The sequence below is a fragment of the Vreelandella profundi genome (genome assembly GCF_019722725.1).
In the GTDB taxonomy this organism is placed as follows: Bacteria; Pseudomonadota; Gammaproteobacteria; order Pseudomonadales; family Halomonadaceae; genus Vreelandella; species Vreelandella profundi.
This window is the reverse complement of record NZ_CP077941.1, coordinates 3,420,201-3,435,726: the sequence shown is the minus strand read 5'-3', so window position 1 is coordinate 3,435,726 and position 15,526 is coordinate 3,420,201. Positions and strand designations below refer to the sequence as shown.

Here is a 15,526-nt window from a genome sequence, read left to right as displayed (position 1 = left end):
CATAATGAGTTGCCGACTATGCCTGCTGTGCCGTTTATACGCCGCCCTTTGGCGCGCTCGATTGCTGCTGCGTTGATTCCAATTACCGCGACTTTATTATGCTCTACCGCTAGCGCCCAGGATGGCACGGTTAACAATGGCACGATGGTTGTAGTGGGCACGGCGCTGAAAGTAGATGCGCCGCTGGTGGAAACGCCCCGCCCTGTTTCAAGTGTTGACCGCGAAGAGCTAGACACGCGTAACGTGCAGCAGCTAGACGAAACCTTTCGTTACCGCGCAGGTGTGTTAGCAGGCCACTACGGCAGTGATAACAACACTGACTGGTTGAAAGTGCGCGGCTTTGATCAATCGACGTATCAAGATGGCTTGCGCATCTATCGCGAAGGCTTTTATCAGTGGCTGCCTGAGCCGTTTGGCCTGGAAAGGGTGGATGTCTTTAAAGGGCCTTCGTCAATTCTTTACGGCGAAGCGCCTCCCGGCGGGCTGATTAATGCGGTGAGTAAGCGTCCAACGCAAACGCCGCAGGGGCAGGTGAATTTTCAGCTGGGTAATCGTAACCATCGTCAAATTGGTATTGATACCAGCGGGCCGCTGGGTGAGTCTGACGACGTACGCTACCGCATGGTGGGCCTGTATAAAGAGCGCGATGGCGATTTAAATGCGACGGATAACGAGCGCTACTATTTTGCGCCGAGCCTAGCGGTGGACTTTAGCGAAGACACGACCGTGACGTTTTTGGCCAGCGTGCAAAAAGACGACGGTGTCCCCGTTAACGGCTTTAAACTGCCTTACGGCACCGTGCAAAACACGCCTTTTGGCCGCGTTGATCCACAAACTAATTTAAGCGAGCCGGGCTACGATCAGGATAAACGCACCCAGTGGGGGCTAGGCTATGAATTGAGACATAGCCTGAATGATACCTGGGATTTTGAGCAAGATTTGCGCTACAGCGAGCTCGATCTAGATCTACGCAGCACCTATGTGCTCTCGATGGTCGATGACCGGCGTGCTTCTCGCGGGCATGTTTATCGTGATGGCAACATCGACAGCTGGACGGTCGACAACCGCGTTGTAGGCACCTGGTATACGGATCGCACCGAGAACACCTTGCTGCTAGGCGTTGATTATCAAAACCTTGCCTTAAAGGGTCAGGAAGCAGATGACTACGCCTTCGGTGAGCCGATCGACATTTTCAACCCGACGTACGGCAACTTCACGCCCATTGGTCAGGATGATCTGCTCACCCGTGAGATCGACAAAGAGCAAACCGGTTTTTATGCACAAAACCAGCTGCGCTTAGACGACCAATGGGTGCTGCTAGGCGGCGTTCGCTATGATCAAGCGGAAACGGAAAATCGCAATGTAACTGCCGATACCACACAGCGCTCAGATGATGATCAGGTATCTTGGTCGGGTGGTGCGATGTATCTGGGTGAAAATGGCATTAACCCTTACGTCAGCTATACCGAGTCGTTTGACCCGGTAGGCCGCGTCGATAGTAGCGGCGATCTCTATGAGCCGCGTGAAGGCCGGCAGTGGGAAGTCGGTGTGAAAATCGCACCGTTTAGCTGGGACGGCTATATCACCGCGGCGGTTTTTGATCTCCAAGAAACCAACACGTTAGTCAACTCGCCGGCAGGCTTTCAAGTGCAGGAGGGCGAACGTACGTCCCAAGGTTTTGAGTTGGAAGGAGTGGGCTACGTAACGGATGACCTTAAGGTCACCGCTGCGTACACGTATAACGATTCACGCTTGGAAGATGATCGTCGTGCCAGCTTAATTCCACGCCATCAAGCATCCACCTGGTTGGACTATGCGGTGACGGGGGGCGCGCTCGATGGCTTAACGCTGGGCGGCGGCGTGCGCTACGTAGGCAGTAGCGTCGATGCGGATAATAGCAGTAGTGATGTGAGCAGCTACACGCTAGTGGATGCCATGGTGGGCTACGAGTTTGCCGATGGCTGGCAGGCCCAGATCAACGTCAATAACCTGACCGATAAAGAGTACGTCGCGAGCTGCGAGTTCTGGTGCTACTACGGTGAATCACGCAGCGTCATCGGCAGCGTTAGCTATCGTTGGTAAGCGGTTCAACGCGTAAGCCGTGTTACTGATCGCTGCGATGAGATTCTTCCAACGCGGCGGTCAGTACGCGAGCAAAGCGCTGTGCAGAGGGCAGCGCTCCAAAGCTCCATACCGGCGGCAGACGCAGCAGGTTAGCGTTTTTGACGTTAGGCAGCTGCTGCCAAAGGCCGCTTCTAGCAAGCTCTGCCTCTACCCCCGCGGGTAAGGGGTCGATGATCACGATAGTTGCCTCAGGATAGTGCGCCAGCGCTTCAACGCCCACCAGTGCAAATCCCCAGGCGTTGGTCGTTTGCTCCCATGCATTGGGCAGCGCTAGCTGCTCAAGCACGGCGTTATACAAACTGCTTTTGCCAAAGACACGCACGTGACGCGCATCCATGAACTGCACCATCAACAGCGGCGCGGTCTCTGGCCGTGCCTGGCGTAGCGACGCCATCAGCGTTTGAGTGTCATTGATCAACTGCTCTGCCGCCACTTCACGGTTGGTTATTTCGCCCAGCTCGCGGGTCAGCGCCTGCATTTCCTGCCAGGTATCTGCGCCGGCTGAAAAGAGCGCCAGCGATGTGACCGGTGCGATTTTCTCTAAGCGCGGCGCTAAGCTCGCGAACATCGAGGAAATCAGCATCTGCTCGGTGGGCAGCTGGGCCAAAAACTCCAGATTAGGCTGCGTGCGCAGACCCATATCGGTAGCACTTTCCGGAATACGCGGTTCGCCCACCCAGGCGTGGTAGTCAGCCTGCTGGGCGATGCTGCTGACAGGTGCATCGATCGCCAGCAGCGTTTCGGCAATGGTCCAGTCTACCGTGGCAACCTGGGCATGCGCGTTGGTAACGGTTAGCAGGCATGCGGCGAACAGTCCGCAGCGAGCACATAAAACGAGCAGGGGGATGTGACGCATGAGACAGGAAGGCCATTCAAGAATATAAGCGATATATTTAAACGATAATGTTTATTGTTTGCAAACCTAATTCAGAAACGGCAACGCCCAGGCCTATTGGTCTGGGCGTGTGGTTGTGCATAGCGAGGCTTAGAAACGGTAGTGAACGCTAGCCGTTACACCACGCTCTGCGCCGAAGTAGCAGTAATCCAGCGAGTTGCACGAGGCGACGTAATCTTTATCCAACACGTTGCTAATGTTTAAGCGTGTTTCGACGCCTGGAACGCCTACGTGGCTTAGGTCGTAACCGATGCTGGCATCGACCAGCGTATAGTCCGGCACTGTTTCAGTGTTGGCCCGATCGGCGGCGATGTCTGCGTAATGACGCACACCAACGCCCATATCGACGCCGTTTAGCCAGCCGTCATTGGCTTCGTAGTGAGCCCATGCCTGTACTTGATGGCGCGGTGAGTAAATCGCGTTGTTACCCTGGTTGCCGTCGTCGCTTTTAGCGTAGGTGATGTCGGTGAAGCTATAGCCTGCCTGAAGCGAGAGCGTTTCGGTCAGCTGCGTTTGGGCTTCTAGCTCAAGCCCTTGGGATTCAATTTCACCCACGGCGCGATAAGGGTCGCTCGGCTGCTCTTTAGTCGCCACGTTTTCCTGAGTGATATGGAAAATGGCCGCGCTATATTGGTTGGCGCTACCGTTGGGCTGGTATTTCACCCCGGTTTCCCACTGCTCACCTTCCATGGGAGAGAGTAAATTGCCGCTCTCATCGACGAAGCTGGTCGGGGTGAACGCAGTGGAGTAACTCAGATAAGGGGCCACGCCATTGTCGAACAGATACACCACGCCCGCACGGCCGCTAAACTGCGTGTCACTGAGCGAGCTAGTATCGTCGGTATCAAGGTTGGTGTTATCAATGCTAACCCAGTCGTAGCGCCCGCCCAGCGTGAAGCGCCAGTTATCCACGGCAATCTGATCCTGTAAATACACCCCGGTTTGTTCGATCTCGTGCTGTTCACGAATCGGGTCGTAAAACGCGAGCGGATTACTACCGTAGATCGGCTCGAACGCATTCAGGGAAGGGAAAGCGCCGGATGGCCATGAAACGTCATTTTCGCGCTGCTGGTAATCGACCCCAAAGAGCAGCGTGTGGTCCATAAAGCCATTGCTGAAATGGGCTTCCAACTGGTTATCAACCGTCAGCGCTTCAAGAGACTCGTTGCTGCCGGAGTAATAGCGGTTCAATTCGTTGGAGGTCGGCGAGGTCCAGCCAAAGCCATAGGCTTGGTTAAGCACGACGTCAGAGTTGAGGTAGCGCAGCAGTTGGCGGCCAGTGATTTGATCGTTAAAGCGATGCTCTAATGAATAGCCGAACATTCGCTGGGTACGCTCATAGGCATCGTAGTCTTCTTCGCCGTCAAAGAAGTTGTTGCTGATTTTACGTCCGTTGCGCGGCACTACTGCGCCCTCATAAGGAACGCCAGAGTGATAGCCGCCTTCGGGTTCGTCTTGAAGGTAGGCTTCGACGGTCAGGCTAGTATCGTCAGTCATGTCCCAGGTTAGTCGGGGCGCAATGGCGTAGCGCTGCTCTTCTGCGGGGCCAAATTGCGTATCAGCAGCGCTGGCAATACCGGTCAAGCGGAACGCAACGCGCTGTTCAGCGCCGATAGGTCCGGTGACATCAAACGCCGCGCTGCGTTGGTTGTTATTACCCATTCTAAAACGCAGCTCACCGCCTTGTTCAAACTCGGGTCGTTTGCTGTTCAAGGCCACCACGCCGCCGGGGGAGGCGCGCCCGTAAAGTACCGATGCGGGGCCGCGCACCACCTCGATGCTTTCCAAAAACCACGGGTCGATGCGCATACTGCTGTGTGAGTTGGCATCGCCCATGACTTTTAGGCCGTCTAAAAACGTATTGCTTAAACTGCCGTCAGAAAAGCCGCGCAGCACAAGGTAGTCAAAGCGATTGGAGGCGCCCACTTGGTTGGAGTACACGCCAGGCGTGTAGTCTGTGGCCCGCTGCACCGTGCTTACCCCGCGATTATCCATTTGCTCACGGGTAATCGTGGACACGCTTTGCGGCGTCTCAATAAACGGCGTTTCTACCTTCGTCGCGGCTTGCTGTGCCGTGATGGTAACTGTGCCCAGCGGCGTTGCCTCTTGTGCACTCGCGGATGTGACGCCGAGTATGGCAATAATGGCGGCACTTAGCGGGGAGCGTAAGCACAATGGAGCGTTTGAGAAGCGATGAGGCGCGAAGAGCATGGAGGTATACCTAAAAGGGGAAGCCATTAACTAATATGTTAATGAGAATTATTGCGCTTAATCGCTAGAGAAAGGTATGCGCGATGACAAAGAAGCTATTGGATATGCCAAAAACGCGGGGCGCGAAGGAACTTGCTGCGCAAAGCGACCCACAGTGCGAGCAAAACAAACCATTAGCAGCGGCTGATGACCGCCGTGGGGGCGATACCAAACTGGCGCTTAAAGGCGGTCGCAAAGTTGGTTGCGTGGCAATATCCGCAGGCGTGGGCGACTTGTTGGACGCTGTGATCGTTTTCTAATTGGCGATAGGCCTCTTGAAGGCGGCAGCGGCGTAAATGATCAAAGATGGTGCAGCCGTATCGGCCGCGAAACTTTTGGCGCAGGCTGCTCGGGCTCATGGCCATGCTGCGGGCCAGTGCTTTCAGTGAGTACTCGGCCATTGGGTGGTTGCATAGGGTTTCATGCAGCTGAGCAAGACGCTCGTTCTCACGCGCTTTAAGTCCGGGCGTTAGTGACAAACCCAAGGCGGATGGCGTGGGCAGCCCATAGCCAAGTAGCTGTAGTGAAAGGCCATGCCAGAGCAGCGACTGGCGCCAGTCGTCCAGCGGATGTTCGCTTGTAGCCAGTAGCTGTGCAAAGAGTGCCGGTGGCAGCGTCCAGGTATGAAGCTGTGGCTCATGTGCGCTGGGTAGCGCATAGGGAGCAGTGGCTAGAACGGCAATATTCAGCGTGCGCAGCCGTACCTGAGCGGGCTGCTCAACAATCAGCGGTGCCTGCGGGGTAAAGTGCGCGCACAGCCCTTGGCCGGCACTGATAGTGTGCCGCGTCTTGCCCTGGCTGATATCAATACGGCCATCCATGACCACACACACAAACCACGGCACGGACTGGGTTGAGCGCGAGAGATAGCGATGACGTACTTCAAGATCCGACAGCGTGAGGTGCAGCGCAGGAGGCAGCGCCAAATCGCTGACGCTGCCCTGCGCAAGCGGGCAGTCAGGCGCCTCCCCTGGGTGTAAGTAGTCGATGCCGAATTTATGCCCCAGCTGGCTAAGCGTGGCCGGGGTTAATGAGGTGAGCGTTGGCATCGGTGCTTACAATGAGGGAGCGTTGCATGAAGTATCCAGAGAACGGATCGTTAGTGGCGGTGATCGTAATCATTGGCAGCCTAAAACGCAATGATAAATGTTCTCATTTTTAGAATTGAAGGATGCTGCCAGCCTCTGCTGCTGTTGAGCTGAGCGGCGGCCATCAGACCGCCACTCAACGGATGACTTATCGTCGTCTCACGCCTCGCCAGCGGCAGGTTTTTTCGCGGCCGCCGCATCTTGTGGAGAATGGTCTGACGCTTGTACAGACACCGCGGGTGACGGCGCTGCGGCCTGCTGCGTTTCTATCACGGCTTCCAAGTTTGCCACCTGGCGCTCCAGCGCCTCGACGCGCGTTCGCGTGCGCTGCACGACATCCATCAAAATATCGAAATCTTCCCGTGAGACAAGCTCAAGGCGATCAAACGCGCTGCGAACCACTTGCTGTACGCCTTTTTGAATATCTTCTGGCGCTTGGGATGCGTTCTGTAAGCGGTCGCCAATCTGCTGTGCCAGTCGGCTAATACGGTCTTGAGGCGCCATGGCTCTCTCCTAATGGGTCACACATAAAAGGTACTTGCTTACCGGTAAGGATACGCAACAGTGGGCAAATTCGCATGTGCCGCGTGTGTTTACTGTCCTGTGCGTGTTTTGCATCCAAATAGAGCAGGCAACGTTTGCTTACGCTCTTTTTTGGTGCGTCAGGCCTGTTGAGGTAATGGTTTTACGCAAAATGAGTCATTTAAAATCATTGTTTATTGCGTTAATTATCTGATTACTAATAAAAAAAAGCCAGCTGGCACAGTATGCGCATTAACGGTTCAGGTGCTTATTCTGGCGGCTGCGCCGCTACTAATCTAGCAGGACTTATCCAGCAGGGGAGATCCGGGATGAAACTCATCACCGCTATCATCAAGCCATTCAAGCTCGACGACGTTCGTGAAGCACTCGCCGATAACGGCGTGCAGGGCATTACCGTTACCGAAGTAAAAGGCTTTGGTCGTCAGAAAGGTCATACCGAACTGTATCGCGGTGCCGAGTATGTGGTCGATTTTCTACCCAAAGTGAAAGTGGAAGTGGCCGTAGACGATGATCGCTTAGAGGGCGTACTGGATGCCATCTGTAACGCTGCAAACAGCGGCAAAATTGGCGACGGCAAGGTCTTTGTGACGCCGCTGGAAGACGTGATCCGTATTCGTACCGGTGAACGGGGTGCAGACGCCGTTTAGGTAGCACTCACAGGGATACTTTTTTAGTTCAACGGGGAACTAACAATGAATGAATTGGCTGATCTTAGCTACGCACTCGATACCTTTTACTTCTTAATTTGCGGCGTGCTCGTCATGTGGATGGCCGCTGGTTTCTCCATGCTTGAAGCTGGCATGGTGCGCTCGAAAAACACCGCAGAAATTCTAACCAAAAACATCGCGCTGTTTGCTATTGCCTGCACCATGTATCTGCTGGTTGGCTACTTCATCATGTACTCAAGCTCTGCCGGTGGCTTCCTGCCAAATCTGGGCTTCTTGATTGGTGCCGAAAACAGCGTTGATGCCGTCACCGCGGGCGGCGACGATGCACCCTATTACTCGATGCGAGCAGACTTCTTCTTCCAGGTTGTGTTTGTCGCAACCGCCATGTCGATTGTGTCTGGTGCGGTGGCTGAGCGCATGAAACTGTGGGCATTCCTGGCCTTTGCGGTTGTCATGACCGCGGTGATCTATCCAGTATCTGGCTACTGGACATGGGGCGGTGGTTGGTTAGCTGAAGCGGGCTACTCTGACTATGCCGGTTCGGGCATTGTGCACATGGCAGGGGCCGCCGCTGCGCTTGCCGGTGTATTGGTGCTAGGACCACGAAAAGGTAAATACGGTAAAGATGGTTCGATTCATGCGATTCCCGGTGCCAACATGCCGCTGGCGGCGCTAGGCACACTGATTCTATGGATGGGCTGGTTTGGCTTTAACGGTGGCTCAGAGCTAAAAATGTCGGATATCGGTTCCGCTAACAACGTGGCACAGGTGTTCGTGAACACGAATGCGGCCGCTGCGGGTGGCGTCATTGCCGCGCTTATTCTGGCTAAACTGTGGTTCCGTAAAGCGGACCTCACCATGGCGTTGAACGGTGCATTGGCCGGCCTTGTGGCGATTACTGCTGATCCGCTTTCTCCTTCTGCTTTGAGCGCGGCGATGATTGGCGCGATAGGCGGGATCATCGTTGTCGCTGCCATCGTGACACTGGACAAGCTGAAGCTGGATGATCCTGTCGGTGCTATCTCGGTTCATGGTGTGGTCGGTATCTGGGGCGTGTTAGCAGTGCCGCTGAACAACGCCGACGCAACCTTTGGTGCCCAGATCATTGGCATTATGGGCATCTTTGCTTGGGTCTTCTTTGCTAGCCTGGTGGTATGGCTTATTCTCAAAGCGATCATGGGCGTGCGCGTTAGTGAAGAAGAAGAGTATGAGGGTGTCGATATCGCTGAGTGTGGTCTCGAAGCTTACCCAGAGTTTAGTGTTAAAAAATAATTAGGTGGCGCCAAAATGCAATTCCAAGGCGCCTAAATGAGCAAGTGTTGTTCTCATGGCCTCCCCTTTTGGGGAGGCTTTTTTATTCTCCTCCCATAGCGGTGTATGCTGGTCGTTAGCGGGCCATCCGCCGCCGCACAGCAAAGCCCATCACGGCCACCTAGTTAGAGAGGATTCTCGTAATGAAATTGATCACTGCTATTATCAAGCCATTTAAGTTAGACGACGTGCGCGAGTCTCTCTCCGAGATCGGCGTACAGGGCATTACGGTGACAGAAGTTAAGGGCTTTGGGCGCCAGAAAGGCCACACCGAGCTTTATCGCGGCGCTGAGTATGTGGTGGATTTCCTACCTAAAGTGAAGCTGGAAGTCGCGGTGGATGACGAGATGGCGGAACAGGTCATTGATGCCATTACCCAGGTCGCTAACACGGGTAAAATTGGTGATGGAAAAATCTTTGTCATGCCGCTAGAGCAGGTCATTCGTATCCGTACCGGTGAAACGGGCAAAGACGCGGTTTAAACGCTGGTGAGCTGTAAATTGTAAGTGGTAAGTAGTAAGTAGTAAGTAGCACAAAGCCCCTGTGGAGCATCTCCAACAGGGGCTTTGTATGAGTGATGCGATCATTCTAGCGGCTAAACTTTTTTCTATTCACCACTCACTCATTACGATTCGCGCCTCACTTCTCGACAAAGGCACGCTCGATAACGTAGTCACCGGGTTCGCCCATGCGCGGCGAAATATTCAGCCCCAGCTCATCAAGTAAGGCGCTGGTGTCGTCTAGCATCGCAGGGCTGCCGCAGATCATCGCGCGGTCTTGACGCGGATCAATGGGCGGCAGGCCGGTATCTTCAAACAGCTTGCCCGAACGGATGTGGTCGGTCAGGCGCCCCATGGTGTGAAACTCTTCCCGGGTGACGGTAGGGTAGTAAACCAGCTTTTTAGCAATATCCTCGCCCAGGTATTCGTGGGCCGGCAGCTCTTTGGTGATGAAGTCGGCATAGGCTAATTCAGAGACTTCACGCACGCCGTGGATCAGCACCACTTTCTCATAGCGCTCGTAAACGTCTGGGTCTTGGATCAGGCTCATAAAGGGCGCGAGACCCGTACCGGTAGAAAGCATGTACAGGTTGCGGCCCGGCAGCAGGTCGTCGCAGACCAGGGTGCCAGTGGGCTTGCGGCTAACCATAATCTGGTCGCCCACCTTTAAGTGCTGCAGGCGTGACGTCAGCGGGCCATCGGGCACTTTGATACTGAAGAACTCAAGGTGGTCTTCATAGTTGGGGCTGGCAATCGAGTAAGCGCGCATCAGCGGCTTGCCGTTAACTTCCAGGCCGATCATGACAAACTGACCCGTTTTGAAGCGAAGGCTGCGTTCACGCGTGGTGCGGAAGCTGAACAAGGTATCGTTCCAGTGGTGAACGCTAAGCACTTCTTCCAGAGCAAACTTACTCATACCGATCTCCCTTAACCGATGCGGTGACTAAACTGCCGCAGCGTTATTCTTAAAAAGAATAAAAATGATTAAATATGTTGCCGGTAATTCTAAGTGAATAGTGATATATCTGTTAAGCGAATTATATTGATAACTCTTATCTGTAAAATAGATATAGGCCGGATTTATGCACTACACCCTGCGCCAATTGGAAGTATTTGTGGCGGTAGCTCAGCATGAAAGCGTTTCCCAGGCGGCGCGGGCGCTTGTGATGTCGCAGTCAGCGACCAGTACATCGCTGGCTGAGCTTGAGCGCCAGTTTGACTGCCAACTGCTGGACCGAGTGGGTAAGCGCTTAAAGCTCAACGCGTTGGGGTTTCAGCTATTGCCCAAGGCCGTCGCGTTGCTAGACCGCGGAGAAGAGATAGAAGAGCTGCTACGCGGGCAGCAGGGTGTGGGGTCGCTGGATGTGGGGGCCACGCTGACGATAGGTAACTATTTAGCCACTCTTTTAATCAGCGACTTTATGCAGCGCCATCCCGGCAGCCGCGTGCGCCTGGCGGTGCGCAATACCCGCCATATTATCGAAGGCGTGCGCCAGCACTCGCTGGATTTAGGGCTGATTGAGGGGCAGTGCGACGATGACATGATCATTAGCCAGCCGTGGGTAGAAGACGAGCTGTGTGTCTTTTGCTCGCCGCGCCACCCGCTGGCAGGCCTGGAGCATCTTGAGCTTGAGCAGCTGTTGCGTGAGGACTGGATCATGCGCGAAGAGGGCTCCGGCACGCGTATGACGCTCGAGCACGCCGCCCGCCACCGGCGCAGCCGGTTCAATACCCTGCTAGAACTTGAACATACTGAGGGTATTAAGCGTGCGGTGGAGTCGGGCTTAGGGATTGGCTGCGTTTCGCGCCTAGCGCTACGCGATGCCTTTAGGCGCGGCAGCTTAGTACCGCTGCCCACGCCGGAGTTGGATCTAAGGCGTCAATTCACGTTTATCTGGCACCGGCATAAATACCTCACGACGGGCGTGCGCGAGTTTCTACGCCTCTGCCGTGAGATGACGGCCGGCGCCAAGCGCAGCGACGATATCTCGCTGCCGCCGATTCCTTAATCGTTTAGATGATTGCTTAACTGTTCGCTTAGCGTAAATCGCTGACGGCAGCCTGGATATCTTCAAGTGACGCTTTACTAAGATCTTTCGAGAGCGAGTGAATGACTAGCTTCTGAGTAGGGCCATCGATTTTGTCGCGTAGCAGGCCTAAGAATTTGGGTGGTGCCACCATGATGAGCTTCTCCATGCGATTATCCACACGGGCGTTATAAAGGCGGTTGGCAACCTCTTTCGCAAAGAGCTCGTTTTCGTGCTTGGAGGCCGAGCCTTCTTCTCCAGTTGAGCGTGACGTGGTGGACGTAGCGTCGTGCATGTCGCCGCGCCGATCGGTGACCAGATCTCCTTCGTGCAGCCGTCCTTGTGCGTGAACCAGGCTTTCGTGCTCTTCCAGCGTCAGCGCATCACGCGTAAAGATACGCGCGCGAGCGGCGTCGGCTACCACAATATAGGTTGTCATCACTGTGCATCCTCCTGGTCATTGATGATGCTTTAACCATGGCAAGCGTTTGACGATAGGTCAAACGCTTGCACAATCTTCTACAGCACCTTGCTACGTAGAAGGCTGGTAATGGCCTCACCAATCAGCACCAGCACGATGATCGCAATCAATATCGTCGCCACGGTTGGCCAAGCGAAAGTATCAATAGCGCCCTGCAAAATAACCCCGATGCCACCCGCACCAACAAGCCCCAGCACCGTCGATTCACGGATGTTGATGTCCCAGCGCAGTATCACAATGGCAAAAAAGGCGGGCATGACTTGCGGCACAATCGCATAGGCAATCACCTTGGCTTTGGACGCGCCCGTGGCTTCCATCGCTTCTACCGGCTTGCGGTCGATCTCCTCAATGGCTTCGCCCATCAACTTGCCGATAAAACCGATAGAGCGAAACACGATGGCGAGAATGCCCGCTAACACACCGGGGCCAAAAATGGCCACAAACAGCAGTGCCCAAATGATGGTATTCACCGAGCGGCTGGAGACGAGTATGAAACGCCCCAACCATAGGCACGCACGGTTTGGCGTGGTGTTTTGAGCGGCAATGAAAGCCACCGGTAGCGCTAAAAAAATAGTTAGGAAAGTGGCCAGCGTCGCGATATGCACGGTCTCGATCAGCGCTGCGATAATACTGTTGAAACCCGCTGCACTGGGTGGCCACATGCGTGCGCCCAGGTTGGAGATCTGATTCGGTGCGTCCCATACCCAGGGCCAGAAAATATCAATATCGCGCACGGCCCATACCACCAGCATGACGGTGGCGAGCAGTACGGCGTAGCGAGTAAGGCGCTGTTTGCGGTCATAGCGTTGCCAAACGCGATCGGCAAGCTGCTGTGCGTGATCTACCATATTTTTTTCCTTACCCAGCCGCTGACACCTTCACTGAGCAAAATGACCGCGATGATAATGAGCAAAATCGCAAAGGCGAAATCGTAGTCGTAGCGCCCAAAGGCATTCATTAGCGTGCCCCCAATGCCACCAGCACCGACAATCCCGACGACCGCAGAGGCGCGCAGGTTGCTGTCGAGTTGGTACATCGAAAGGCCCACTTGGCGCGGCAGAATCTGTGGGAATACCGCATAGAACAGAATCGCGACATAGCCTGCCCCGGCGGCCTTCATGGCTTCCACTTGGCCCCAGTCAATTTCTTCGATTTCCTCAGCGAGCAGTTTGCCCACAAAGCCAATCGAGTAGAGGGTTAGCGTGAGAATACCTGCCAGCGGGCCAAACCCAACGGCGGCCACAAAGAGGATCGCCACAATCACCGGGTGAAAGCTGCGCGATATAATAATCACCGCTCTTCCAATGATATAAATAGGCATCGGGGCGATATTGCGTGCGGCCATCACCGCAAAGGGAATCGACAGAAAAACTCCCAGCAGGGTGGCCAAAATAGCGATTTGAAAGCTCTCTTTAAACCCCGTAATGAGCAGCCCATAGCGCTCTAGATTAGGAGGAAAGCCGCCGCTAAATATGCGCGCAGCGCGGGGTAGGCCTTCAGAAATACGCGCCCAGTTGAACGGCAGCGAGCCAAAGGCCCATACCAAGTACACCGCTGCGACAATGATTAGCCCGTAGCGCAGCAGAGGGTTAGCGATAAACGGTGGCTTTTTCCACGTGCGGGGCGTCGCTGGATGAGCGTCAGGCGGAGTCATGGGAGCGTTCCTCGACGGGCGTATCCGTGATGGCATCGTCTGGCGCTTCAATGCCCCCGTAAATGGCGTCTAAGGCGTCTTTATTGAAGTCCGCGGGTAGGCCATCAAAAATCATTTTGCCGTGACGTAAGCCGACAATCCGTTCGGTATAGGTTTTGGCCTGGGCGACGTTGTGGATATTAATCAACACTGGCAGTGAGAGCTCGCTGGCCAGACTTTGCAGCAAGATCATAATCTGCTCAGACGTGCGCGGATCCAATGAGGCCGTGGGCTCATCGGCCAGCAGGACTTCAGGCTCTTGCATCAGCGCACGTACCACGCCGACACGCTGGCGCTCGCCACCAGAAAGCTCATCAGCGCGCTTATTGGCGTAATGGGCAATACCGACGCGCTCCATCAGCACAAACGCGCGTTCAATGTCTTCTTGCGGGTAGCGACGTGAAATCGCCTGGTAGAGATTTACGTAGCCTAGCCGGCCGGCCAGCACGTTTTCCATCACGGTTAAGCGATCTAACAGGTTAAAGCCTTGGAACACCATGCCAATCTTGCGCCGAGCGCGACGTAAATCGCCGCCTTTCAAATTCACAAGCTCAGTGCCGTTGAGTTTGATAGAGCCGGAGGTCGGCTCGACCAGACGATTAATACATCTCAGCATGGTGCTTTTGCCCGCACCCGAGGCGCCTACGATAGAAACAACGCTGTTTCCTTCTACCTTTAGGTCAAGCCCTTTAAGTACGGCTTCATCGTGGCCATAACGTTTGACCAGATTGGTAATTTCCAGCATGTGTTCGCTTCCATCATCGAGAAAATAAGCGCACCGCCAGTAGCGGTGCGTTACGTTTTACTCTTCCAGGTTTTCGGGCGTATAGCTCACGTTATTAGCTGCCTGGATGGTACGAATCACCTGCCAGTTATCTTTGTAGTTGATAGGAATAAACTTCTCGACGCCTTCAAACTCTTCGCCAAGCTCGGTGCCAGCAAAGTCAAAGGTGAAAAAGGCTTCTTCTATTTTTTCGACTAAAGCGGGATCAAGGTTATAAGCGTAGTTATAGGAGGTGGTGGGGAAGCGGTCAGACTCGTAGATCAGGCGCACGTCGTCGGCATCGTAGAGGCCACGTGCGGCCATCCGGTCAACCACTTCAGAGGCGACGGGGGCGGCATCATAATCTTTCGCCACAACGCCGAGCATCGACTGATCGTGACTTCCCGAATAGACCACTTCGTAGTCTTCATCCGGGGTAATGCCGAGCTCAGGAAGCAGTGCGCGGGGCGCTAAGTTGCCCGAGTTGGACGTTGGTGATGTGTGGGCGACGCGCTTGCCTTTTAGATCTGCCAGCTCGTGAATATCGGAGTCCACGTGCGTAAACAGCTGTAACGTGTAGCCAAACTGCCCGTCATCTGATCCCATCAACGCGAAGGGAACGGCGCCAGCAAGGTTCACTGCAAAAGGCGTGGGGCCCGTGGAGAAGCCCGCGATATGTAGCCGGCCGCTGCGCATAGCCTCTACCTGGGCAGCGTTAGACTGCACCGCGAAAAAGCGTACGTCGCGCTCGGTGACTTTCGCTAGATGATCAATGAACGGCTGCCAGATATCGGTATAGATCGCGGGATCTTCGACCGGCGTGTAGGCAAAAATCAGCGTATCTGGATTGGCCCATTCCGCCTCATCAGCGGGTAGGTCGGCGACCATATCACCATTTTCATCACAATAAATGGCGTCTAAATCACCACGCTCACATTCCGCATAGGCGTGGGTAGACAGCAGGGCTAGCGGAAGCAGGGATGCCGCTGTCAGCATTGCAAGCGGGCGCTTGCAGAAAAGCGAAGTTGCCATAGTAAGCCTCGTTTGTGCGTTGTTTTTGTGTCTTGCTGTTTTATTAAAGCCTTGCTGCTTTTTACTGCTTGATGCGTCTTTGAATGCAGCGTGTCTTTGAAAACTGAGTAGTTATTTCGCTTTGTAATCTTCGTGGTTTTCACTTGAGACG

The 15,526-nt window shown here is 54.6% G+C and carries 15 protein-coding genes; 5 read left to right on the top strand and 10 right to left on the bottom strand.

All coding sequences use genetic code 11. The features are described 5' to 3' along the window. The first annotated feature begins 18 nt into the window (after positions 1-18). On the top strand, positions 19-2,082 hold the full coding sequence (locus tag KUO20_RS15715) for a TonB-dependent siderophore receptor (RefSeq protein ID WP_235040751.1): 2,064 nt from the start codon (positions 19-21) through the stop codon (positions 2,080-2,082). 22 nt (positions 2,083-2,104) lie between these two features. Here the strand turns inward: KUO20_RS15715 and KUO20_RS15710 are convergent, their stop codons facing one another. The 4 genes from KUO20_RS15710 to KUO20_RS15695 form a co-directional block, all read right to left on the bottom strand. Continuing rightward, positions 2,105-2,980: an ABC transporter substrate-binding protein gene (locus tag KUO20_RS15710; RefSeq protein WP_235040750.1), complete on the bottom strand. Its 876-nt coding sequence runs from the start codon at positions 2,978-2,980 to the stop codon at positions 2,105-2,107. A 129-nt stretch (positions 2,981-3,109) separates the two neighbouring features. Next, entirely contained in the window at positions 3,110-5,230 is a 2,121-nt protein-coding gene (locus KUO20_RS15705; RefSeq protein ID WP_235040749.1) for a TonB-dependent siderophore receptor, read from the bottom strand. A gap of 173 nt (positions 5,231-5,403) precedes the next feature. Continuing rightward, a complete protein-coding gene (locus tag KUO20_RS15700; protein ID WP_235040748.1) occupies positions 5,404-6,318 on the bottom strand; it encodes a helix-turn-helix transcriptional regulator in 915 nt (304 codons plus the stop codon). 198 nt (positions 6,319-6,516) lie between these two features. Beyond that, positions 6,517-6,861, bottom strand: coding sequence for an accessory factor UbiK family protein (locus KUO20_RS15695; protein ID WP_235040747.1), 345 nt, complete (start codon positions 6,859-6,861; stop codon positions 6,517-6,519). A 347-nt stretch (positions 6,862-7,208) separates the two neighbouring features. Between KUO20_RS15695 and KUO20_RS15690 the strand changes: the two genes are divergently transcribed. The 3 genes from KUO20_RS15690 (at position 7,209) to glnK (ending at position 9,361) form a co-directional block, all read left to right on the top strand. After that, positions 7,209-7,547: a P-II family nitrogen regulator gene (locus KUO20_RS15690; protein ID WP_096277138.1), complete on the top strand. Its 339-nt coding sequence runs from the start codon at positions 7,209-7,211 to the stop codon at positions 7,545-7,547. A 45-nt stretch (positions 7,548-7,592) separates the two neighbouring features. Beyond that, on the top strand, positions 7,593-8,840 hold the full coding sequence (locus KUO20_RS15685; RefSeq protein WP_235040746.1) for an ammonium transporter: 1,248 nt from the start codon (positions 7,593-7,595) through the stop codon (positions 8,838-8,840). Between the two features lie 182 nt (positions 8,841-9,022). After that, positions 9,023-9,361 (top strand): P-II family nitrogen regulator, encoded by a 339-nt coding sequence (gene glnK, locus KUO20_RS15680; RefSeq protein ID WP_235040745.1) that lies wholly within the window; start codon positions 9,023-9,025, stop codon positions 9,359-9,361. A gap of 157 nt (positions 9,362-9,518) precedes the next feature. Here glnK and KUO20_RS15675 read toward each other — a convergent pair whose 3' ends face one another. Next, the gene (locus KUO20_RS15675) at positions 9,519-10,295 is read right to left on the bottom strand and encodes a ferredoxin--NADP reductase (RefSeq protein WP_235040744.1); all 777 of its coding nucleotides are present in this window, start codon (positions 10,293-10,295) and stop codon (positions 9,519-9,521) included. Between the two features lie 166 nt (positions 10,296-10,461). On the opposite strand from KUO20_RS15675, the gene KUO20_RS15670 reads away from it, so the two are divergent. Continuing rightward, positions 10,462-11,388 carry a LysR family transcriptional regulator gene (locus KUO20_RS15670; RefSeq protein WP_235040743.1) on the top strand — a complete coding sequence of 309 codons (927 nt, stop codon included), beginning with the start codon at positions 10,462-10,464 and terminating at the stop codon, positions 11,386-11,388. Positions 11,389-11,416: 28 nt separating this feature from the next. Here the strand turns inward: KUO20_RS15670 and KUO20_RS15665 are convergent, their stop codons facing one another. The 5 genes from KUO20_RS15665 to phnD form a co-directional block, all read right to left on the bottom strand. Continuing rightward, positions 11,417-11,845 carry a host attachment protein gene (locus KUO20_RS15665; protein ID WP_235040742.1) on the bottom strand — a complete coding sequence of 143 codons (429 nt, stop codon included), beginning with the start codon at positions 11,843-11,845 and terminating at the stop codon, positions 11,417-11,419. Between the two features lie 80 nt (positions 11,846-11,925). Further along, positions 11,926-12,735 (bottom strand): phosphonate ABC transporter, permease protein PhnE, encoded by an 810-nt coding sequence (phnE, locus tag KUO20_RS15660; RefSeq protein ID WP_235040741.1) that lies wholly within the window; start codon positions 12,733-12,735, stop codon positions 11,926-11,928. Then, a complete protein-coding gene (gene phnE, locus KUO20_RS15655; RefSeq protein WP_235040740.1) occupies positions 12,729-13,541 on the bottom strand; it encodes a phosphonate ABC transporter, permease protein PhnE in 813 nt (270 codons plus the stop codon). The genes phnE (KUO20_RS15660) and phnE (KUO20_RS15655) overlap by 7 nt, the downstream gene beginning before the upstream one ends. Beyond that, positions 13,528-14,325 (bottom strand): phosphonate ABC transporter ATP-binding protein, encoded by a 798-nt coding sequence (gene phnC / locus KUO20_RS15650; protein ID WP_096277153.1) that lies wholly within the window; start codon positions 14,323-14,325, stop codon positions 13,528-13,530. The genes phnE (KUO20_RS15655) and phnC overlap by 14 nt, the downstream gene beginning before the upstream one ends. A gap of 57 nt (positions 14,326-14,382) precedes the next feature. After that, positions 14,383-15,375, bottom strand: coding sequence for a phosphate/phosphite/phosphonate ABC transporter substrate-binding protein (gene phnD / locus KUO20_RS15645; protein WP_096277155.1), 993 nt, complete (start codon positions 15,373-15,375; stop codon positions 14,383-14,385). Positions 15,376-15,526: the final 151 nt, after the last annotated feature.

Bases quoted from the DNA above. Each gene is read 5' to 3' on its own strand.
- KUO20_RS15690 (WP_096277138.1), top strand. From the start codon at position 7,209: ATGAAACTCATCACCGCTATCATCAAGCCATTCAAGCTCGACGACGTT.
- phnC (WP_096277153.1), bottom strand. From the start codon at position 14,325: ATGCTGGAAATTACCAATCTGGTCAAACGTTATGGCCACGATGAAGCC.
- KUO20_RS15665 (WP_235040742.1), bottom strand. From the start codon at position 11,845: ATGACAACCTATATTGTGGTAGCCGACGCCGCTCGCGCGCGTATCTTT.
- KUO20_RS15695 (WP_235040747.1), bottom strand. From the start codon at position 6,861: ATGGCGCCTCAAGACCGTATTAGCCGACTGGCACAGCAGATTGGCGAC.
- KUO20_RS15715 (WP_235040751.1), top strand. From the start codon at position 19: ATGCCTGCTGTGCCGTTTATACGCCGCCCTTTGGCGCGCTCGATTGCT.
- KUO20_RS15705 (WP_235040749.1), bottom strand. From the start codon at position 5,230: ATGCTCTTCGCGCCTCATCGCTTCTCAAACGCTCCATTGTGCTTACGC.
- phnE (WP_235040740.1), bottom strand. From the start codon at position 13,541: ATGACTCCGCCTGACGCTCATCCAGCGACGCCCCGCACGTGGAAAAAG.
- KUO20_RS15710 (WP_235040750.1), bottom strand. From the start codon at position 2,980: ATGCGTCACATCCCCCTGCTCGTTTTATGTGCTCGCTGCGGACTGTTC.
- phnE (WP_235040741.1), bottom strand. From the start codon at position 12,735: ATGGTAGATCACGCACAGCAGCTTGCCGATCGCGTTTGGCAACGCTAT.
- KUO20_RS15675 (WP_235040744.1), bottom strand. From the start codon at position 10,295: ATGAGTAAGTTTGCTCTGGAAGAAGTGCTTAGCGTTCACCACTGGAAC.
- glnK (WP_235040745.1), top strand. From the start codon at position 9,023: ATGAAATTGATCACTGCTATTATCAAGCCATTTAAGTTAGACGACGTG.
- KUO20_RS15700 (WP_235040748.1), bottom strand. From the start codon at position 6,318: ATGCCAACGCTCACCTCATTAACCCCGGCCACGCTTAGCCAGCTGGGG.
- KUO20_RS15685 (WP_235040746.1), top strand. From the start codon at position 7,593: ATGAATGAATTGGCTGATCTTAGCTACGCACTCGATACCTTTTACTTC.
- phnD (WP_096277155.1), bottom strand. From the start codon at position 15,375: ATGGCAACTTCGCTTTTCTGCAAGCGCCCGCTTGCAATGCTGACAGCG.
- KUO20_RS15670 (WP_235040743.1), top strand. From the start codon at position 10,462: ATGCACTACACCCTGCGCCAATTGGAAGTATTTGTGGCGGTAGCTCAG.